We start from the raw sequence: 20185 nt of genomic DNA on the forward strand, positions 1-20185 counted from the left end.
TCCCAAAGGGGCCGACCTCTTAGTGGTCTGACCACACAGTGGTGTGTACACTAGGCGTGAGCCCGCTCACAGTCAATCCCCGACATGCCAGACGTCTCCACGACACCGCTGACCGCCGCCCCCGTGATAGGGAGTCATGCATGACCAACGCCGCACACCCTGCACCACAGTGGACTCCCGTCGCGCGGGTGCGGTCACACGAGTTGGTGATCGCCGCGATCGAAGACCAGATCCTGGGCGGAGCGCTCAAGGTCGGCGATCCGCTGCCCTCGGAGCGGGAGCTCGCTGCCCACCTTCAGGTCAGCCGGGCCGGTGTCCGCGAAGCAATCCGCGTGCTGGAAGCCCAGGGTGTGGTCACCGCCAACGTCGGCGCAGGACCGGAAGCCGGCACCTTCATCGCCGCAATGCCCAGCGCCGCACTGACCCGTTTCCTGCGCCTGCACGTCGCGCTGTCCAACTTCGCGATGCCTGACATCGTCGACGCGCGCGTCATCCTGGAGCGCAACAGCGCCGCCTTGACCGCCGTCAACGCCGGAGACGCCGAGCGGGCCGCCATCCGTGCTCCCCTGCTCGACATGGATTCTGCCGGAATCGATGTCGAGCGTTTCAACGATGCCGACACCGCCTTCCACGTCGCCATCGCCGAAGCCAGCGGCAATCGACTGGTCTCCGATATGACCGTGGCCATCCGGGCCTCGCTGCGCCAGCCGATCCTCGACGCCATGCGGCGGGTCGACGACTGGCCGGCACTGGCTCGCGTCCTACAGAGCCAGCACCATGGGATCTTCGACGCGATCGAGGCCGGTGACGGCGAACGAGCCGCCGACCTCACCGAGCAGCACATCCGGGGCTCCTTCGACGCACTGGCCGGGCTGCGCAGCAGCTGAGATCTAGCCGGGTGCGCTCGGCGGGCAGATACCGGGAAGCAATCCGAGCGAGTTGGCCATTGCGTTCAGGTTCTGACACGCATTGACTCCCGAGTCCGGCGGAGTGCTGGCCCCCTGGGTGCCCGGGCACGGGGTGGGCTGCAGGCCGATGGAGATCGGCATGGCGCTCTGGTTCTGGCAGGCGGTACTTGCGGAGTCGGTCGCGGTCTTGGCGCCCTGAGTGCCTGGACAACTGGCCGGTAGCAGCCCGATGGACGTGGGCATGGCACTTTGGTTCTGGCAGGCGGTGGATCCGGAGTCCGGCGGAGTGTTCGGGCCCTGACTCGCGCGACAGGTGGCGGGCGGCAGGCCCAGCGAGTTGGGCATCGCGGCCTGGTTCTGACAGGCGTTGAGGCCAGAGTCGGTCGGGGTCTTTCCGGCCGGCGGATTTTCCGACTGATCCTTATCCGGCGAACTCGCACCGCCCTGATCCGAATCCTGGCTGCCGGCGGATGAGTCGCCTGACGAACTGCTGGGGGCCGGCGTGCTCGTGGCGGTGGGAGCAGTTGTGGTGCACGGCGGCGGGTTGTAGCCGCCGCGCTGGAAGCACTCGGCCACGGCGGTCCCGGTTGGCGGCCCGCCACCAACGACGCCCAACCCGATCGGGGCGACGGCGAGGATCAGAGCAACGACATATCGACCCCAAAAACCCTGTGGCATCAACGGTGTGGACAAGTACTCACCCGCCGCCAGAACGCCCTATGTGGTCAGCGCGGTGCGCGCATCGGCGCCACCGGCCAGCACCATCAACACCAGCGTGCTCAATGCCGAATCACCCAGACCGTCGCCGGGAAAGTTGTAGCGCAGCATCACATCGCCGCGCTTGCCGGGTTGCTCGACCAAGGTCACCGTGCCCAGCATCGTCGACTGCGCTTGGGCTGCAACACGTTTGCGAAGATCGGCGTTCAGTGGCAGATCCCAGGCCAGCACCTGGGTGACCGACACCATCTCGATGTCCTCGGCGATCGTCACCGTGCGCAGCGAGGCGAACGTGCCGTCGTGGCGCACGGTCAGCGCGCCGTCCTCCTCGACGTCGACCGGCATGACGTCACGCAGCGCCTCGGCCAGTCGCGCCGCGAGACTCACGCGCGTCCGAAGCGCCGGTTGCGCTCGGCGTACTCCTCGCACGCGGCCCACAGGTCGCGGCGGTCGTAGTCCGGCCACAGCTTGTCCTGAAACACGTATTCGGCGTAGGCCGCCTGCCAGAGCATGAAGTTGCTCGACCGCTGCTCCCCCGAGGTCCGGATGAACAGGTCGACGTCGGGAATGTCGGGCCGGTGCAGGTGCTCGGAGATGGTGGCCTCGTTGACCCGTTCGGGATCGATGCGCCCGGCGGCCGCCTCGCGGGCGATCTGGCGCGCGGCTTCGGCGATCTCGGCGCGGCCACCGTAGTTGACGCAATAGTTCACCGTGATGACGTCGTTCTGCGTCGTCATGTTCTCGGCGATGTCGAACTCTTTGATCACGCTGCGCCACATCCGCGCCCGGGAGCCGACCCAGCGCATCTGCACGCCCATGATGTCGAGGTTCTCCCGGCGGCGGCGCACCACCTCGCGGTTGAACCCCATCAGAAAGCGGACTTCCTCGGCGCTGCGTCGCCAGTTCTCGGTGGAGAACGCATAGACGGACAGGTGCCTGATGCCGATCTCGATGGCCCCGCAGGTGATGTCGATGAGGACCGCCTCACCCATCTTGTGGCCCTCGGTGCGGCTCAATCCGCGCTGGGTGGCCCACCGGCCGTTGCCATCCATGACGACCGCGACGTGCTTGGGCATCTGGTCGGCCGGGATGGCCGGCGGCACCGCCTTGGACGGATGCTGGGGTGGCCGACGGGGGCCGCCGTCCGGGGACGGCGGCAGGTCGGGGAACACGACCGGCCAGTTCGAGGTGTCGGGGAAGACCGGATAGTCGTCGGGCGCCGCCGGGAGCTGGGGGAACTTATCCTTGCGCCGACGCTCAGCCCCCCGCCACGAGCTGGTCACCCGGTTCATCGCCATGGGGCACATCCTGCCTGAACATCTCCTTACCGTGGTTAGCGGGCTGCCGGTAGACGCGCTCCACCAACGGCAGCGTCCGCAGCTGCCGCTCCAGGTGCCACTGCAGGTGCGCAGCGACCAGGCCGCTGGCATGGCTGCGGTGCGATGCCGTGGAGGACTCCGCGGTCTGCCAGTCACCGTCGTACAGCGCCGACATCAGGTCCACCACGGCCTGCGGCGGGGTGGACGAACCCGACGGGCGGCAATGGATACAAACGCTGCCACCAGCGCCGATGTGGAATGCGCGGTGCGGGCCGGGAGCCGCGCAGCGGGCACATTCGGTGAGTGCGGGCGCCCAGCCGGCAATGCCCATGGCCCGCAGCAGGTAGGCGTCGAGCACCAGTTCACGGGGGCGGCTCCCGTCGGCGACCGCACGTAATGCCCCGACGGTGAGCCGGTGCAGCGCCGGCGCCGGGGCCCGCTCCTCACCGGCGAGGCGCTCGGCGGTCTCCAGGACGGCACATGCGCAGGTATAGCGGCCGTAGTCGTTGACGATGTCGGTGGCGAACGCGTCGATGGATACCACCTGGGTGACGATGTCCAGGTTGCGGCCGGGATGTAGCTGGACGTCGATGTGGGCGAAAGGCTCCAGCCGGGAGCCGAACTTGCTGCGGGTACGACGGACGCCCTTGGCGACGGCGCGGACCAGACCATGGTCGCGGGTCAGCAAGGTGACGATCCGGTCGGCCTCACCGAGCTTGTGCTGGCGCAGCACGACCGCCCGATCCCGGTACAGCCGCATCAGAAGAGTTTCGCACCGTAATGCGACATCCACGCGGACCCGCGCCGATAGTCTCGACCTCGCCATGGCAGTGAATGCGCATCCGAGCAGGTCGACCCGGTTTCCAACGGTCGGCGAACAGCTCTACCAGTTGGCCAGCGGAGCGGTGACCTCCGCCGAACTGGTGCGCCGATCGCTGCATGCGATCACCGTCAGCCAGTCGACGCTCAATGCCTTCCGGGTGGTGCTCACCGAGAGCGCCCTGGCCGAGGCCGCCGAGGCCGACCGCCGGCGGGCCGCCGGTGAGCAGGCCCCGCTGCTGGGCGTGCCGATCGCGGTCAAGGACGACGTCGACATCGCGGGGGTGCCCACCTCCTTCGGCACTGCCGGGCGAATCCGGCCCGCCACCGAGGACGCCGAGCTGGTGCGCCGGCTGCGGGCCGCAGGTGCGGTGATCGTCGGCAAGACCAACTGCTGCGAACTGGGCCAGTGGCCGTTCACCAGCGGCCCGGCGTTCGGCCACACCCGCAACCCATGGTCACGCAAGCACACCCCCGGCGGATCCTCGGGCGGTAGCGCCGCCGCCGTCGCCGCCGGCCTGGTGGCCGCTGCCATCGGCTCCGACGGGGCCGGCAGTGTGCGGGTACCCGCCGCCTGGACCCATCTGGTCGGTATCAAACCGCAACGCGGTCGCATCTCCACCTGGCCGCTGCGCGACCCGTTCAACGGGATCACCGTCAACGGGGTGCTGGCCCGCACCGTGGCCGATGCGGCGCTGGTACTCGACGCCTGCTCGGGCAACGTCGACGATGACCCGCACCAGCCGCCACCGGTGCGGGTCTCCGATCACGTCGGGGTGGCGCCGGGGTCATTGCGGGTCGCGGTGTCCACCCGGTTCCCGTTCACCCTCTTCGGGGCCAAGCTTCACCCGGAGATCCGCGCGGCATTGCAGACGATCGCCGATCAACTGGTCGACCTGGGGCACACGGTGATGGCCGGCAACCCCAACTACGGACTGCGGTTGCCGCTGAGCTTTTTGCCCCGCTCCACCGCCGGGCTGCTGGACTGGGCGGACCGGCTCGGCGAGGACGTCACCTTCGACCGCCGCACCGAGGCCAATCTGCGGATGGGGCAGCTGCTGTCGGGCTCGATGCTGCGCTGGGCACGACGTGGCGAACCGGCGCTGCACCGCCGGGTGGGGGCCATCTTCAATGCCGTCGACGTGGTGCTGGCGCCGACCACCGCGCAGCCGCCACCGCAGGCCCGCCTATTCGACGATCTCGGCCCCACCGCCACCGACCGGGCGATGATCGCGGCGTGTCCGGTGACCTTCCCGTGGAACGTCCTGGGCTGGCCATCGATCAACATCCCGGCCGGATTCACCTCCGACGGCCTGCCGATCGGTGTCCAGCTGATGGGTCCGGCCAACAGCGAACCGCTGCTGGTGTCACTGGCCGCCGAGTTGGAGGCGATCAACGGCTGGGCCGACAAACAACCCGACGTGTGGTGGAACACGCCGCTGTCCCCCGGCGTCTCCTGAACCTTCCATCACGGCCACGAGCTTCCACCGATCGATGAATGTGCGCCGGATAGCCCGGCGCCCTGATTGGGTGTGCACCCGGGGCTGCAGTTCATCTGGGGGGAAGAATGACCATTAATCGTTTGATGACTGTCGGGGTCGCGGCCGGCACCGGGGTAATGATGATGATGCCGCCGGCGGGGGCGCCGTTTCTCGCTTCCACACCTGCGGCGCACGTCCAAACCCATGACGTGGAGTTGACCGCTTCGGCGAGTGGGTTGCTGGGTTCCGTCGTCGGCTTCTTCATCGGTGACGGAACCCAGACGCGCCCGAACGCGGGGCTTCTGATCGGCAACGGATACAGCTACACCTCTGCGGATGACACCTATTGCACGTCGCACGTCTGCAACGGCGGCAACGCCGGATTGTTGTTCGGCAACGGCGGCAGCGGCTGGAGTGCCACCGCAGGCTCCGGGCTGGCCGCAGGCAATGGCGGAAACGCCGGCTTGCTCGGCGTCGGCAACGCCGGCGATGGCGGCAACGGCGCCAACGCCGGGTACGTCGCCAATGTGTTGAACCAGGCCGCTACCGCCGGCGGACGGGGTGGTCGCGCCGGATTGCTGGGCAACGGCGGTGCAGGCGGCAACGGCGGTACCGATCTTGGTGGCACCGCGCAGACCGGCAACTCGGTGGGCGCCAACGGTGGCGCGGGCGGCCGCGGTGGCCTGCTCTGGGGTGACGGCGGCGCAGGCGGCGCCGGCGGGGAGGCCCTGGTCCTGAGCCTCGGTATCCAAGGCGCCACCGGCGGCGACGGCGGAGCAGGCGGAGGCACCGGCCTGTTCGGGACGGGCGGCGCCGGCGGTATGGGCGCCCGCGCCCAATCACCCAATGGCAACGCCACCGGCGGCGCCGGCCGCAACGGCGGTCGCGGTGGACTCGTGTTGGGCAGTGGCGGCGCCGGCGGCAACGGCGGCGGCTGGACCGCCAGCACTAATCCCGACAACTGGTATCTCACCGGGGTCGTCTCCGGTGACGGGAAGGCGATCGGCGGTCCCGGCGGCAGCGGCGGCGGGGCGACGATGGGCTCCGGCGGCCAAGCCGGCAACGGCGGAAACGCCGCTACCTCAACCGGCGGTGGTAGTGCCACCGGCGGTGCCGGCGGCAGCGGCGGTGGTGTTCGGCTCGCCGGCCCGGGCCAGTCCGGTGGTAGCGGTGGCTCTGCCGTGAGCCTCCTCGGTGACACCCAGGGCGGGGCAGGTGGCGACGGCGGCGCGAGCTTCCTCAGCCTCGTCCGGGCTGCAACCGGAGGCGCGGGCGGACGCGCCACGACAACATCGAACGGCACCGCGACCGCCAAGGGCGGTCACGGCGGCACCGGCGCCAGAGGTGGGCCGTTCGCTGTCGGCGGCACCGGCGGCACCGGCGGGGCACTCGTGGGCACCGGCCCGTATTCGAACATTGCCCTTGGTACCGGTGGCACCGGAGGCACCGGCGGCCGAGGCGGCCTCTTCGCCAACGGCGGGACCGGGGGCACCGGCGGCAATGCCAACCAGGGCGGTTTCCCCGGGACCAAGCCCGGTACAGGCGGCTTCGGCGGCCCGGGTGGCCTCGGCGGCCAACCGGGAGACAGCGGCGCCGACGGCACCACTACGTAAAGCCGCCGATCGCCGCGGCTTGCGCGGAAACAGAAGGTGCAGGCGGCCCGCCGAGGAAGATCAGGCCTATGGATGCAGCGCCGAGATTCAGTGGAGTCAGGTCGCGATTCGTGCGGGTCGATGGGCCGGCACACCATCCTTGGAAGACCGGCGGCGTCACAGTCGATCTACCCGTGATCGTCAACTGGGTCCACACTGATCCCACCACTGGCGACACAACGGTACGGATCAATGCGCGAGTAGATCTCATCGATGGCAAGCCGCAGATCGTCGAGATGTCTCTGCTCGCACCGGACGGTCTGGACCTCGCTACGCTCCAGCAGGAGTTTCGCTGGGCCTCGCCGTTGACTGCCGTCACGGGAATCCTGCCCCGACTCATCGCCGCCGGGTCGGACCCATTCGCCACCGACCTTCCGTTGACCGGATTCCCGGCTGTCGCCGTCCAACCCCTCCGCTGCCGCCGCATGCTCACCGACGAATTCCTGAACACGATCGCCCACGAGTACCTGGTCCGGGGTCGCGGCTATACCGCGAGCTTGGCTCAGGAGTACTGCGTGAGTCCGCGAACGGTGGTTAGCTGGGTCGAAAAAGCGCGTGCCCGAGGGATTCTCAGCGCACCTCCCACCCGTGGCGCTACGGGCGGCAAGATCCTGTGAGGCCTCGTTTGGCCGCAGAGATCTAGAAGCCTAGCCGTCCAAGCTGTTTGGGGTCACGCTGCCAGTTCTTGGCGATCTTGACGCGCAGGTCCAGGTACACCTTGGTGCCGAGCAGCTTCTCGATCTGGGTCCGCGCAACGGTACCGACCTCCTTGAGCCGGGCGCCGCCCTTGCCGATCACGATGCCCTTCTGGCTGTCGCGCTCCACGTAAAGCACCGCGTGCACGTCGATGAGGTCGTCCCGGTCTTCGCGCTGTTCGATCTCCTCGATGACCACGGCCAGCGAGTGCGGCAACTCGTCTCGCACACCCTCGAGCGCGGCTTCCCGGATGAGCTCGGCCATCAGCACTTCTTCCGGCTCGTCGGTGAGTTCACCGTCGGGGTAGAACGCCGGGCCGGGCGGCAGCTGGCCGGCCAGCACGTCGATCAGGACGTCGACCTGCTGGCCGGTGGTGGCCGACACCGGGACGATCTCGGCGGCGGTGTCCCCGACCAGTTCGTGCACGGCGATGAGCTGTTCGGCCACTTTGTCTTTGGCCACTTTGTCGATCTTGGTGACGATCACGACCAGCGTGGTCCGGGGCGCCACGGCCCGGATCTGTTCGTAGATCCACCGATCACCGGGGCCGATCGGTTCGTCGGCCGGGATGCACAGGCCGATGACGTCGACCTCGGAGTAGGTGTCGCGCACCAGGTCGTTGAGGCGCTTGCCCAGCAGGGTGCGCGGCCGGTGCAGCCCGGGGGTGTCGACCAGGACGATCTGGAACTGCTCGCGGTGCACGATGCCACGGATGGTGTGCCGGGTGGTCTGCGGCCGGTTGGAGGTGATCGCGACCTTGGCACCCACCAGGGCGTTGGTCAGCGTCGACTTGCCGGTGTTCGGACGACCGACGAAACAGACGAAGCCGGAACGGAATTCGTCGCTCACTGCGGCGTCCCGGCCCGGTCGGTGACGATGACGGCCGCCTGCGGCGAGAGTTCCCGCACGGCCGCCACACCGTCGTCGTCGGCGCTGCCGCCCAGCAGGACCGCCGCCTCCAGACCTGTCGCACCGCTGGACACCGCGGCGGCCACGGCGGCCTGCAACGCGGTCAGCTGCAGCGCCGCCAGCGCCACGGGGGCACCGGCATAGGTGCGTCCGTCCAGATCGCGCACCGCCGCGCCCTGGGCGGCCTCGGCCCGGGCCATCGCGCCACGGGCGAGCACCACCAGTTTGGCGTCTTCGGCGTCGAGCTCAGTCATCGGTCACCTCGTTCTCCCGTTCCGTTCTGCTCACCAGAACGGTTTCGATCCGCACCCGGCCACGGTGGTCGCGGCCGCCCTCGGCGCGCAGCCGCAGCCCGTGCGACTCCACTTCGGCGCCGGGCAGCGGGACGCGACCCAGCTCCAGGGCCACCAGCCCGCCGACGGTGTCGACGTCGAGATCCTCTTCGAACTCGACGTCGTAGAGCTCACCGACGTCCTCGATCGGCAGCCGCGCCGACACCCGGAACGTGTTGTCGCCCAACTCCTCCACCGGAGCCACCTCGTGGGTGTCATACTCGTCGGCGATCTCGCCGACGATCTCCTCGAGGACGTCTTCGATGGTGACCAGCCCGGCGATGGCGCCGTACTCGTCGACCAGCAGGGCCATGTGGTTGCGATCGCGCTGCATCTCACGCAGCAGTTCGTCGAGTGGCTTGGAGTCCGGGACGAACACCGCGGGGCGCATCACCTCGGAGACCGTGGTGTCGCGCCCGCTGTTGGTCGAGTAATAGGTGCGCTGCACAAGATCTTTGAGGTAGACCACGCCGATGACGTCGTCGACGTTCTCACCGATCACCGGGATCCGGGAGTGACCGCTGCGCACCGCCAACGACGTGGCTTGACCGGCAGTCTTGTCGCTCTCGATCCACACCATCTCGGTGCGCGGCACCATGACCTCACGGGCCGGGGTGTCGCCGAGTTCGAACACCGACTGGATCATCCGGCGCTCGTCGTCGGCCACCACACCGCGCTGCTGGGCCAGGTCCACGACCTCGCGCAGCTCGATCTCGGAGGCGAACGGCCCGTTGCGGAAGCCGCGACCCGGTGTGACGGCGTTGCCGAGCAGGATCAGCAGCCGGCTGATCGGCGTGAGCAGTACCGAGATCGCTTGCAGCGGAACCGCCGACGCCAGCGCGATCGTGTACGCGTTCTGCCGCCCGACGGTGCGCGGTCCCACCCCGATCACCACGAAGCTGGCGATCGTCATGATGCCCGCAGCAGCCACCAGACCCCAGGTCAACCCCAGGTCATCCCACAGGAAGGCGACCAGCAGCACGGTGGCGGCCGACTCGCAGGCGATACGCAGCAGGACGACGAGGTTGATGTAGCGCGGCCGCTCGGCCATCACCCGAGCCAGCCGCAGCGCCCCGGGGCGTTCGTCGCGCACCAGTTCCTCGACGCGGGCCACCGATACGGTGCTGATCGCGGCGTCGATGGCGGCGAACAGGCCGCCCATCGCGATGAGGGCGATAGCGCCCAGGAGCGGGCCGAGTCCGGTCACGGTTCGTCGAAATACCGCGACTTGTCGAGCAGTCGCCGGTCCTTCTCGTTCTGGCGGTCGTGGTGGTAGGACTCCACCTGTTCGGCCACCCACTCCTCGAGCAGCTGACGTTGCAGGGCGAACATCTCTCTTTCCTCGTCCGGCTCGGCGTGGTCGTAGCCGAGCAGGTGCAGCACACCGTGCACGGTCAGCAGCGCCAGTTCTTGGCCGAGGGTGTGACCGGCTGCGGCGGCCTGCCCGGCGGCGAACTCCGGGCACAGCACGATGTCACCGAGCATCGACGGGCCGGGCTCCGGCGCATCGGGCCGCCCCCCGGGCTCGAGCTCGTCCATCGGGAAACTCATCACGTCGGTGGGGCCGGGCAGGTCCATCCACCGCATGTGCAGATCGGCCATCGCGTTGGTGTCGAGCAACACCATCGACAGTTCGGCGGCCGGGTTGACGTCCATCTTGCGGATCACGAAGCGGGCGACGCTGATCAGTTCCTCTTCGGAAACGTCGAGGCCGGATTCGTTGGATACCTCGATGGTCATGGTGTGGCCTGCCGCCTAACGTCGGGGCGAGCGCCGTTGCGCCCGGTTCATCAGAGCCGGTTGTTCGGCCTTGGCGTATGCGTCGACGATCTCGGAGACCAGCCGGTGGCGCACCACGTCGGCACTGGTGAGCTGGGCGAAGTGGATATCGTCGATTCCATCGAGGATCTCCGCGGCCGCACGAAGACCGGACTTGGCGCCACCGGGCAGGTCGACCTGCGTAACATCGCCCGTCACAACGATTTTCGAGCCGAATCCGAGCCTGGTCAGGAACATCTTCATCTGTTCGGCAGTGGTGTTCTGCGCCTCGTCGAGAATGATGAAGGCATCATTGAGGGTGTTGTGGGTAAGCAGGAAGTCCTCAGTGACATAAAGCGAATCCTCGGCTGCGACACGGATGCAGACGGCCTCTTCAGTGCCCGCAGGTTCGATGCTGTGGATATAGCGCTTCGGGTGACCGCCCCCGGTCGCGTCATACTTCGCGGCCTTGCGGGCCAATCGGAATGGAGCAAGGCCCTCCGGCAGTCGAATGTCGACGACATGTGCATCAGACCGGTATGCGACCGCTCTCCCGCGAGCAAGGCCGGGCTTGCGACCCTCGGCCTTACGGGTGCGGCAGTAGGCGATGCCGCCGAGCGAACGGACCAGAAAGATGACGTCATCCCGAAGCTGGTCAGAGACCGTGGCGTATTGGATCCGGCATGTGCGACCCAGCTGCGTAACGGGACCCCCGTCGGTGTCAAGCAATCCCTGTAGCACCGCGAGTCGAATGTCGGCGGAGTTGAGTAGGTAGTCCTCCGGGACGAACTTGGTACTCGATCGTCTGCCGTCAAGTCCGAGGCGGCGCATCGCTCCAGTAACGGGATTCTCGATTGTGATCACGTCGCCGGGTTTCCGGATCCGGTTAAGGACGTAATCGACCTCGGTCTTCTGCCGTGCTTGGACGCCGGGGATGAGGTCAGTCAGCGCCTGCGCCAGTTCGGGATCTGTGGTGGCGAACGTCGGTGTGGCTCGGCAACTGAAGCAGCCGTCACCCAGCAGGAGTCCCAACGCATATGGGTCGAGCGGTACCGAGCGGGACTCGAATGCAACAGGCGCACCGAGTAGCGGCAACTCGTAGCGATGGGCATGCGCTGCCCAAAGGTTGCCAATCATTTCCTTGGTCTCGAGCACCCTGGCGGGCCGATTTCGGCGTCGGTCACTTGCGGTATAGACCGCCCACAGGTGGTCACCGGATGCGAGGGTTGACGATCCGTCCTGGGTGTGGACCCGGTAGATCTCTTTGAAACCCTGGGGATAGGTCCCGAGGACCTCGGTCGGGCTGCCATTCGAGCCGATGACGAAGTCGCCGACCACAAGCTCACCGATCGGACGGAAGCCGGCGGGCGTCAACACTTTAGTGGACAGGGGCTGCGCGCGACCCCGCATATAGGCCAGGGGCGCAACCTCGATCACGCCGGCGGCCATCAGCTTCGGGATGGCCGCGGGATCCATCATGTCGTGCAGCGCATCGTAGAGCGGCCGCAGATACGGGTCGATCTTCTCGCTCAGCGTGCCCGGCAGAAAGCCAAGGCGCTCACCGGCTTCCACCGCAGGGCGGGTCAGGATGATCCGGTTGACCTGCTTGGTCTGCAGTGCGCTGACGGCCTTGGCCATCGCCAGATAGGTCTTGCCGGTACCGGCCGGGCCGATGCCGAACACGATGGTGTTGGCGTCGATGGCATCGACGTAGCGTTTCTGGTTGAGCGTCTTGGGCCGGATGGTCTTGCCGCGCCGGGACAGGATGTCCAGGCTCAGCACCTCGGCCGGGGATTCGTCGTCGGCCCCGGACACCATGGCCACGCTGCGGCGGACCGCGTCGGGGGTCAGGCTCTGGCCGCCGGCGACGATCGCGATCAATTCGGAGATGACCCGCTCGGCCAGTGCGACGTCGGCGGCGTCACCGGCCATCGAGACGGTGTTGCCGCGCACGTGGACGTCGGCCGACAGGCTCTTCTCCAGGGTGCGCAAATTCTCGTCGGCAGAACCCAGAAGGCCCACCACGAGGTCGGGCGGAACAGTCATGCTGCTGCGCACCTGGCTGTGATCAGGGCGAGCAGCGGTCGTCTCGCGGGGCGTCACGTGGTCTTCGAAGCCTGCTTTCTGGGTTTTTCCGACGGGGTCAGAAACCCCAGTTTACCGCTCTGCCCGACGACGCACCCGCGGGTTTGCTGGCACCAGGTCAGGACGGCAGCGCCCAGCGGTCGGTGAGGACGCCGAGGGCTCCCAGCGCGACCGCCGCCGCGGTGGACGTCCGCAGCACCGTGGGCCCGAGCCGGACCGTGCGGGCACCGGCAGCCGTCAGGGCGGCCAGCTCCTCGTCGCTGATCCCGCCCTCCGGACCGACGATCAGGACGATCGAATCTGCTTGGGCGACCGGCATTTCCGCGAAGGCCAGCGGACCTGACTCATGCAGCGCCAGCACCACTGCGCCCCCGCCGACCCGGTCAGCCACCAGTGCGGCCAGGGCCGTCGTGGTCAACGGCCCGGCGACCTCGGGGATCCACGGCCGGCGCGACTGCCGGGCCGCCGACTTGGCCACCGCGCGCCACCGGCGCAGCCCTTTCTCGGCACGCTCACCGTCCCAGCGCGCCACGCACCGGGCGGCCTGCCAGGCGACGAACCCGTCGGCGCCGGCCTCGGTGGCCAGTTCGACGGCCAGTTCCGAGCGCTCCGACTTGGGGATGGCCTGCACGACGGTCACCGCGGGAACCGGCGGCGCGGCGTCCCAGCGTTCCAGCACCGTGGCCGTCAGCCCGCGCTTGGTCGCCGTTTCGACTTCACAGCGGGCCAGCGCCCCGGCACCGTCGGAGAGCACCAGGATCTCGCCGGGCCGGATCCGGCGCACCGTGGCGGCATGAAAGCCCTCGTCTCCCTCGACGGCGGCGCGCTGGCCGACGGCCGGGACGGTGTCGGTGTAGAACAGCGTGTCGGCCAACGGCGTCAGCGGCCGCTGAAGGTTTCCCGCAGCCGGCTGAACAGCCCGCCGGAGTTGGCCGTCTGGGCGTGCGCGGACCGCACCGCCGCCTCCTCCTGCCCGCGGGACTTGACCTCCGTCAGCAGCTCCTTGGTACGGGCGTCGAGTTTGGTCGGGACAGTGACGTCGATGTGGGCGTGCAGATCACCGCGCACGCCGGAACGCAGGTGCGGCATACCGTGACCACGCAGCGTGGTGACCGATCCGGGCTGGGTGCCTGCCGGAATGGTGATCTCGGTCAGCCCGTCCAGGATCGCGTCGACGGTGACGCTGGTGCCCAGGGCGGCGTCGACCATCGGCACCGAAACGGTGCAGTGCAGGTCGTCGCCGTCGCGCACGAAGATGTCGTGCGGCTGTTCGTGGACCTCGACGTAGAGGTCGCCCGCGGGACCGCCGCCCGGCCCGACCTCACCCTGGGCGGCCAACCGCACCCGCATGCCGTCCCCGACACCGGCGGGGATCTTGACGCTGATGTCGCGCCGCGCGCGCACCCGGCCGTCGCCGCCACAGCGGTGGCAGGGATCGGGAATCACCTCGCCGACGCCGCGGCACTGCGGGCACGGACGGGACGTCATGACCTGACCCAGCAGTGAGCGCTGAACGCTCTGCACCTCGCCGCGGCCGCCGCAGATGTCGCAGGTGACCGGGGTCGAGTTGCCGTGGGTGCCCTTGCCCTGGCAGATATCGCACAGGATGGCGGTGTCGACGGTGACCTGCTTGGTCACCCCGGTCGCGCACTCGGCCAGATCCAGCCGCATCCGCAGCAGCGAGTCCGAGCCGGGCCGGACCCGACCGACCGGACCGCGCGATCCGGTACCGCCTCCGAAGAACGCCTCGAACACGTCGCCGAGACCGCCGAACCCGGCGAAGCCGTTGCCCGCCGCACCGTTCTCCAGCGGGTCACCGCCGAGGTCGACGATGCGCCGCTTCTCCGGATCGGAGAGCACCTCGTAGGCGGTGCTGATCTCCTTGAACTTGTGCTGGGCTTCCTCGTCGGGGTTGACGTCGGGATGGTATTCGCGGGCCAGCTTGCGATAGGCGCGTTTGAGCTCCTGATCGCTCGCACCCTTGCTGACCCCGAGCAGGCCGTAGTAGTCGCGTGCCACGCTTGACCTTTCGAAAATCTCTGCCGATTAGCCGGTTCTGTTGCCGAGAACTTCGCCGATGTACGTCGCAACCGCCGCAACGTTGGCGATAGTTCCCGGGTAGTCCATCCGGGTCGGCCCCAACACACCCATGCCGCCGTACACGGTGTTGGAGCTGCCGTACGTCGTGGTCACCACCGAGGTGCCGAGGATCTGCTCGGCCTCGGTCTCGTGACCGATACGCACCGTGACCTTACCCGCCTCCTGCTGGGCGGCCAGCAGTCGAAGCACCACCACCTGCTCTTCGAGCGCTTCCAGGACGGTGCGCAGCGAACTGCCGAAATCCGCGGTGTTGCGGGTCAGGTTCGCGGTGCCACCCATCAGCAGTCGCTCTTCGTTGTGCTCGACCAGCGACTCCAGCAAGACGGTCGCCGACCGGCCGACCGCGTCACCCAGTCCCCCCGAGCCGTCGAGCCGGGCCGCCAGGTCGGCGACCGCGACCGAGGCCGCGGCCAGCCGCTTGCCCTCGAGGGCCTGGCCCAGCAGTTCGCGCAGCTGGGACAGCTGGTGGTCGTCGATGGTGTCGCCGAGTTCGACGATGCGCTGATCGACCCGGCCCGAGTCGGTGATCACGACCATCAGTAGCCGCGCCGGGGTCAGTGCCACGATCTCGAGGTGGCGCACCGTCGAGGTGGACAGCGTGGGGTACTGCACGATCGCGACCTGGCGGGTCAGCTGTGCGAGCAGTTTGACCGCGCGGCGCAGCACGTCGTCCAGGTCGACGCCGGATTCCAGGAACTGCAGGATCGCGCGGCGCTCCGAGGAGGACAGCGGCTTGACCTGGTCGAGCCGGTTGACGAATTCGCGATAGCCCTTCTCGGTGGGCACCCGGCCGGAGCTGGTGTGTGGCTGGGCGATATAGCCCTCGGCCTCCAGCACCGCCATGTCGTTGCGCACGGTCGCGCTGGAGACGCCGAGGTTGTGGCGCTCGACCAACGCCTTGGAGCCGATCGGCTCCTGGGTCGCGACGAAGTCGGCAACGATGGCACGGAGCACCTCAAAGCGACGGTCGTCAGCACTTCCCATCTGGTACACCTCCAAGTCGTCTCCATTTTACGGTCATCATCTGCACAATTAGCACCCACGGCCGCCGAGTGCCACCCCGCGCCGCGGTGCGTCACGCGGTGGTCACCCGCGCACCGAAGTTCGCCCTGCACTGGCATTCGGCCGCGCAGCGACTAGCCTTGCTCACATGGTGACGCCAGCCCTCGAGGACGAGCTCGGGATGGCGCGTCGATGATCTTCAAGGGTGTCCGCGAAGGTAAGCCCTATCCGGAGCATGGTCTGACCTACCGCGACTGGTCGCAGATCCCACCGCGCCAGATCCGCCTCGACGAACTGGTCACCACCACCACCGTGCTGGCATTGGACCGGTTGCTGTCGGAGGACTCGACGTTCTACGGCGACCTGTTCCCGCACGCGGTGAAGTGGCACGGGGTGGTCTACCTCGAGGACGGTCTGCATCGCGCGGTGCGGGCCGCGCTGCGCAACCGCACGGTGTTGCACGCCCGGGTCTATGACATGGACACTGGCACCGCGGCCACGTCGTACTAGTCGTAGAGGACGTCGCGCACCACGGCATCGGCGAGCAGACGCCCACGCCGGGTCAGCACCAGATGCCCATCCACAGCAGTCAGCAGGCCGGCGGGGACGGCGTGCTCGGCACGCTCGCGTTCGGACTCGGTCAACAGGCCAACGGGCAGCCCGCCGCGTAACCGGATGCGCAGCAGCACATCTTCGACATGGCGGTCGTGAGCGTCGAGCCGTTCAAAATCGGCTATCGGCAACTGTTCTTCATCGATCTTCTGCGCATAGGCGTTGGGGTGCTTGACATTCCACCACCGGACATTTCCGACGAAGCCGTGCGCACCGGGACCTACGCCCCACCACTGTCCGCCGTTCCAGTAGCCGAGATTGTGCCGGCATTCGCCGCCGGGTGAGCTCCAGTTGGACACCTCGTACCACTGCAGGCCGGCGTCGGACAGCCAGGTGTCGAGCAGTTCATAGCGGTGCGCCAGGACGTCGTCGTCGGGCCGGGTGATCTCGCCGCGCCGGACCCGGCGGGCCAGCGCCGTGCCTTCCTCCACCACCAGGGCGTAGGCCGACACGTGGTCGACATCGGCGGACAGCACCGCCTCGACCGACCGGCGCAGATCGTCGTCGGACTCGCCCGGCGTGCCGTAGATCAGATCGAGGTTGAGGTGCTCGAATCCTGCCGCCGTGGCCTGCGCGGCGGCCTCGAGTGCGCGCCCCGGTGAATGCGTCCGGTCCAGTGTGGCCAGTACCCGCGGGACCGCCGATTGCATGCCCAGCGACACCCGCGTGTAGCCGGCCGACCGGATCTGCTCGAAGAATTCCGCCGACGTCGACTCGGGGTTGGCCTCGGTGGTGATCTCGGCGTCCGGCGCCAGCGGGAACTTATCGCCGATCGCGGCGAGCACCGCCGCCAGTCCGTCGCCGCCCAACAGCGAGGGGGTTCCGCCACCGACGAAGACGGTGTCCACGACCACCTCGCCGAGCACGTCGGCGGCCATCGCCAACTCGGCGCGGGCCGCGGCCAACCAGCCCTGCGGGGTCGCGCCGCCGAGCTCACCGGCGGTGTAGGTGTTGAAGTCGCAGTACCCGCACCGGGTGGCGCAAAAAGGGACATGAACGTAGATGCCGAACGCCGTACCCGGAGTAACGACGAGATGGGGCACGGCGGCCGGATCGGGGCGAACCGACATGCGCTCAGTGTGGCAGAGATCGACTTTTGCTCACCGCGAGCACAAATCTGGCCCGGTTAGAGGCAATGCGGGCGTTCATGGCAGAATGACCCGCATGGCTGCCCCTCAGACCCTGCGCAACGGTGTGCTGGTGGCCCGGCGCCATGTCGATTTCAAGCGCGTCTGTACCTGTTGTTGTCTGGCTTGACGCCGTAGACCCCGCCCACCCTGTTCTTCAGCTGGCCGCCGGATCTGCGCTGCCGGAACAGCTCACCGGTGCAGTGCGCAATTCGAACGCCGGCTCCTCAATTCCAGGAGCAACGATTCATGACCCAGCCGACCAACACGGCCAGGCCAGCCAAGCGACGCGGCGAGGGCCAGTGGGCCCTGGGTTACCGCGAACCGCTCAACCCCAATGAGCAGAACAAGAAGGACGACAACCCGCTGAACGTGCGGGCGCGCATCGAGTCCATCTACGCCAAGCAGGGCTTCGACAGTATCGACAAGAGCGACCTGCGTGGCCGGTTCCGGTGGTGGGGGCTCTACACCCAGCGCAAGCCCGGTTACGACGGCACCTGGACCGGTGACGAGAACACCGACATGCTCGAGGACGAGTTCTTCATGCTGCGGGTGCGCAGCGACGGCGGAGCACTGACCACCGCGGCGCTGCGGACACTCGGCGGCATCTCGACCGAGTTCGCCCGCGACACCGCCGACATCAGCGACCGCGAGAACGTCCAGTACCACTGGATCCGGGTCGAGGACATGCCGGAGATCTGGCGCCGGCTCGACGAGGTCGGTCTGCAGACCACCGAGGCCTGCGGCGACTGCCCGCGCGTCGTGCTGGGCTCCCCCCTTGCCGGCGAGTCACTCGACGAGGTCATCGACGGCACCCCCGCCGTCGAGGAGATCGTGCGCCGCTACGTCGGCAAGCTCGAGTACTCGAATCTGCCGCGCAAGTTCAAGACCGCGATCAGTGGTCTGCAGGACGTGGTGCACGAGGTCAATGACGTCGCGTTCATCGGTGTCGAGCACCCCGAGCACGGCCCCGGTTTCGACCTGTGGGTCGGTGGCGGGTTGTCGACGAATCCGATGCTGGGACAGCGGGTGGGCGCCTGGGTGCCGATCGACGAGGTTCCCGACGTGTGGGAAGGCGTGGTGAGCGTCTTCCGCGACTACGGCTACCGGCGGCTGCGGTCGAAGGCCCGGCTGAAGTTCCTGATCAAGGACTGGGGCGTTGAGAAGTTTCGCGAAGTTCTCGAGACCGAGTATCTGAAGCGGCCGCTGATCGACGGGCCGGCGCCGGCGCCCGTCGTGCGGCCCATCGACCATGTCGGTGTGCAACGGCTGAAGAACGGGCTCAACGCCGTCGGCGTCGCGCCCATCGCGGGCCGGGTCTCGGGCACGATCCTGACCAAGGTCGCCGACCTGGCCGAGGCCGCCGGCTCCCAGCGGGTCCGGTTCACGCCGTACCAGAAGCTGATCATCCTCGACGTGGCTGACGACAAGCTCGACGAGCTCATCGCGGGCCTGGATGCGATCGGGCTGCCGTCGTCACCGTCGCATTGGCGGCGCAACCTGATGGCCTGCACGGGAATCGAGTTCTGCAAGCTCAGCTTCGCCGAGACCCGGGTAAGGGCACAGAGCCTGGTGCCCGAACTGGAGAAGCGCCTCGAGGACATCAACTCCACGCTCGATGTGCCGGTGACCGTCAACATCAACGGCTGCCCCAACTCGTGCGCCCGCATCCAGGTCGCCGATATCGGCTTCAAGGGTCAGATGGTCGACGAGGGCAACGGCCCGGAGGAAGGCTTCCAGGTGCACCTGGGCGGCAGCCTGGGTCTGGACAGCAACTTCGGCCGCAAGCTGCGCCAGCACAAGGTGCTCTCCACCGAGTTGGGTGACTATATCGAGCGTGTCGTCCGCAACTTCGTGAAACAAAGAACCGAGGGAGAGCGTTTCGCCCAGTGGGCCGTTCGTGCTGACGAGGGTGATTTGCGATGAGCGCTCGCGCGAAGAGAAGAAGGCCGCGATGAGTATTGGGGTGCATGAGATGACCGAGGCCGACCTGCGGGCGCTCGCCGAGCGCGGTGCCGCCGAACTGGACGGCGCCAGCGCCGCCGACCTGCTGGCATGGACCGACCAGAATTTCGCCGGCACCTATGTGGTGGCGTCGAACATGCAGGACGCGGTGCTGGTCGACTTGGCCGCCAAGGTTCGTCCCGGGGTGGACGTGCTGTTCCTGGACACCGGCTATCACTTCGCCGAGACGATCGGCACCCGCGACGCGGTCGAGGCCGTCTACGACGTGCACATCGTCAATGTCACCGCCGAGCACAGCGTGGCCGAACAGGATCGGTTGCTGGGCAAGGACCTGTTCTCCCGTGACCCCAATGAGTGCTGCCGGCTGCGCAAGGTGACCCCGCTGCGGAAGGCCCTGGCGGGCTATTCGGCCTGGGTGACCGGGATTCGGCGGGTGGAATCGCCGACTCGCGCCAACGCCCCGCTGATCAGCTTCGACGAGGCGTTCGGCCTGGTGAAAATCAATCCGCTGGCAGCCTGGACCGACGAGGACATGCAGGACTACATCAACGCCCATGGTGTGCTGGTGAATCCGCTTGTCGACGAAGGGTATCCGTCGATCGGTTGCGCTCCGTGCACCGCCAAACCGGTCGAGGGCGCCGACCCGCGTAGCGGCCGCTGGCAGGGCCTGGCCAAAACCGAATGCGGACTTCACGTTTCGTGA

At 68.0% G+C, this 20185-nt stretch carries 19 protein-coding genes and 3 pseudogenes; 7 read left to right on the forward strand and 15 right to left on the reverse strand.

Features of this window, described 5'->3' with window-relative positions; all coding sequences use genetic code 11:
* Positions 1–140 precede the first annotated feature (140 nt).
* Positions 141–887 carry a FadR/GntR family transcriptional regulator gene (locus G6N35_RS09785; RefSeq protein ID WP_163804078.1) on the forward strand — a complete coding sequence of 249 codons (747 nt, stop codon included), beginning with the start codon at positions 141–143 and terminating at the stop codon, positions 885–887.
* A 3-nt stretch (positions 888–890) separates the two neighbouring features.
* Here G6N35_RS09785 and G6N35_RS09790 read toward each other — a convergent pair whose 3' ends face one another.
* From G6N35_RS09790 to recO, 4 genes are all read right to left on the reverse strand, one after another.
* The gene (locus tag G6N35_RS09790) at positions 891–1151 is read right to left on the reverse strand and encodes a hypothetical protein (RefSeq protein ID WP_163804079.1); all 261 of its coding nucleotides are present in this window, start codon (positions 1149–1151) and stop codon (positions 891–893) included.
* Between the two features lie 474 nt (positions 1152–1625).
* Complete coding sequence (locus G6N35_RS09795; RefSeq protein WP_246224578.1) at positions 1626–1970, reverse strand: hypothetical protein; 345 nt, start codon at positions 1968–1970, stop codon at positions 1626–1628.
* Between the two features lie 38 nt (positions 1971–2008).
* Positions 2009–2923 (reverse strand): decaprenyl diphosphate synthase, encoded by a 915-nt coding sequence (locus G6N35_RS09800; protein WP_179967337.1) that lies wholly within the window; start codon positions 2921–2923, stop codon positions 2009–2011.
* A complete protein-coding gene (gene recO / locus G6N35_RS09805) occupies positions 2883–3704 on the reverse strand; it encodes a DNA repair protein RecO (protein WP_163804081.1) in 822 nt (273 codons plus the stop codon). The genes G6N35_RS09800 and recO overlap by 41 nt, the downstream gene beginning before the upstream one ends.
* A gap of 64 nt (positions 3705–3768) precedes the next feature.
* Here recO and G6N35_RS09810 point away from each other — a divergent pair, with 64 nt between their 5' ends.
* The 3 genes from G6N35_RS09810 to G6N35_RS09820 all read left to right on the forward strand — a co-directional run bounded on the left by G6N35_RS09810 (position 3769) and on the right by G6N35_RS09820 (position 7513).
* Positions 3769–5223: an amidase gene (locus G6N35_RS09810; RefSeq protein ID WP_163804082.1), complete on the forward strand. Its 1455-nt coding sequence runs from the start codon at positions 3769–3771 to the stop codon at positions 5221–5223.
* A gap of 125 nt (positions 5224–5348) precedes the next feature.
* The gene (locus tag G6N35_RS27590) at positions 5349–6857 is read left to right on the forward strand and encodes a hypothetical protein (protein ID WP_163804083.1); all 1509 of its coding nucleotides are present in this window, start codon (positions 5349–5351) and stop codon (positions 6855–6857) included.
* Positions 6858–7030: 173 nt separating this feature from the next.
* Positions 7031–7513 carry a hypothetical protein gene (locus tag G6N35_RS09820; RefSeq protein ID WP_163804084.1) on the forward strand — a complete coding sequence of 161 codons (483 nt, stop codon included), beginning with the start codon at positions 7031–7033 and terminating at the stop codon, positions 7511–7513.
* 22 nt (positions 7514–7535) lie between these two features.
* Here the strand turns inward: G6N35_RS09820 and era are convergent, their stop codons facing one another.
* The 10 genes and pseudogenes from era to hrcA form a co-directional block, all read right to left on the reverse strand.
* Entirely contained in the window at positions 7536–8441 is a 906-nt protein-coding gene (gene era, locus G6N35_RS09825; protein ID WP_163804085.1) for a GTPase Era, read from the reverse strand.
* A complete protein-coding gene (locus G6N35_RS09830) occupies positions 8438–8755 on the reverse strand; it encodes a cytidine deaminase-like protein (RefSeq protein ID WP_163804086.1) in 318 nt (105 codons plus the stop codon). The genes era and G6N35_RS09830 overlap by 4 nt, the downstream gene beginning before the upstream one ends.
* Entirely contained in the window at positions 8748–10040 is a 1293-nt protein-coding gene (locus G6N35_RS09835) for a hemolysin family protein (protein ID WP_163804087.1), read from the reverse strand. The genes G6N35_RS09830 and G6N35_RS09835 overlap by 8 nt, the downstream gene beginning before the upstream one ends.
* Entirely contained in the window at positions 10037–10573 is a 537-nt protein-coding gene (ybeY, locus tag G6N35_RS09840; RefSeq protein WP_163804088.1) for an rRNA maturation RNase YbeY, read from the reverse strand. The genes G6N35_RS09835 and ybeY overlap by 4 nt, the downstream gene beginning before the upstream one ends.
* Before the next feature lie 15 nt (positions 10574–10588).
* Positions 10589–10912 (reverse strand): annotated as a pseudogene (locus G6N35_RS27285) (PhoH family protein); the annotation flags it as partial.
* Positions 10913–11170: 258 nt separating this feature from the next.
* A pseudogene (locus G6N35_RS27710) lies at positions 11171–12001 on the reverse strand (LAGLIDADG family homing endonuclease); the annotation flags it as partial.
* Positions 11990–12694 (reverse strand): annotated as a pseudogene (locus G6N35_RS27295) (PhoH family protein); the annotation flags it as partial. The pseudogenes G6N35_RS27710 and G6N35_RS27295, both read right to left, overlap by 12 nt.
* Before the next feature lie 100 nt (positions 12695–12794).
* A complete protein-coding gene (locus G6N35_RS09850) occupies positions 12795–13550 on the reverse strand; it encodes a 16S rRNA (uracil(1498)-N(3))-methyltransferase (protein WP_163804090.1) in 756 nt (251 codons plus the stop codon).
* Positions 13551–13555: 5 nt separating this feature from the next.
* Positions 13556–14695, reverse strand: a complete 1140-nt coding sequence (gene dnaJ / locus G6N35_RS09855) for a molecular chaperone DnaJ (protein ID WP_163804091.1) — start codon at positions 14693–14695, stop codon at positions 13556–13558.
* 27 nt (positions 14696–14722) lie between these two features.
* Complete coding sequence (hrcA, locus tag G6N35_RS09860) at positions 14723–15760, reverse strand: heat-inducible transcriptional repressor HrcA (protein WP_163804092.1); 1038 nt, start codon at positions 15758–15760, stop codon at positions 14723–14725.
* 210 nt (positions 15761–15970) lie between these two features.
* Here hrcA and G6N35_RS09865 point away from each other — a divergent pair, with 210 nt between their 5' ends.
* On the forward strand, positions 15971–16288 hold the full coding sequence (locus G6N35_RS09865; RefSeq protein WP_163804093.1) for a type II toxin-antitoxin system VapB family antitoxin: 318 nt from the start codon (positions 15971–15973) through the stop codon (positions 16286–16288).
* Here the strand turns inward: G6N35_RS09865 and hemW are convergent.
* A complete protein-coding gene (gene hemW / locus G6N35_RS09870; protein WP_163804094.1) occupies positions 16285–17460 on the reverse strand; it encodes a radical SAM family heme chaperone HemW in 1176 nt (391 codons plus the stop codon). The two genes, G6N35_RS09865 and hemW, sit on opposite strands and share 4 nt — an antisense overlap.
* 306 nt (positions 17461–17766) lie before the next feature.
* Here hemW and G6N35_RS09875 point away from each other — a divergent pair, with 306 nt between their 5' ends.
* Together G6N35_RS09875 and G6N35_RS09880 are read left to right on the forward strand one after the other, a co-directional pair.
* On the forward strand, positions 17767–19443 hold the full coding sequence (locus G6N35_RS09875) for a nitrite/sulfite reductase (RefSeq protein WP_163804095.1): 1677 nt from the start codon (positions 17767–17769) through the stop codon (positions 19441–19443).
* 28 nt (positions 19444–19471) lie between these two features.
* Positions 19472–20185, forward strand: a complete 714-nt coding sequence (locus G6N35_RS09880) for a phosphoadenylyl-sulfate reductase (protein ID WP_246224263.1) — start codon at positions 19472–19474, stop codon at positions 20183–20185.

It is taken from the genome of Mycolicibacterium anyangense (assembly GCF_010731855.1).
Classification (GTDB): Bacteria; Actinomycetota; Actinomycetes; order Mycobacteriales; family Mycobacteriaceae; genus Mycobacterium; species Mycobacterium anyangense.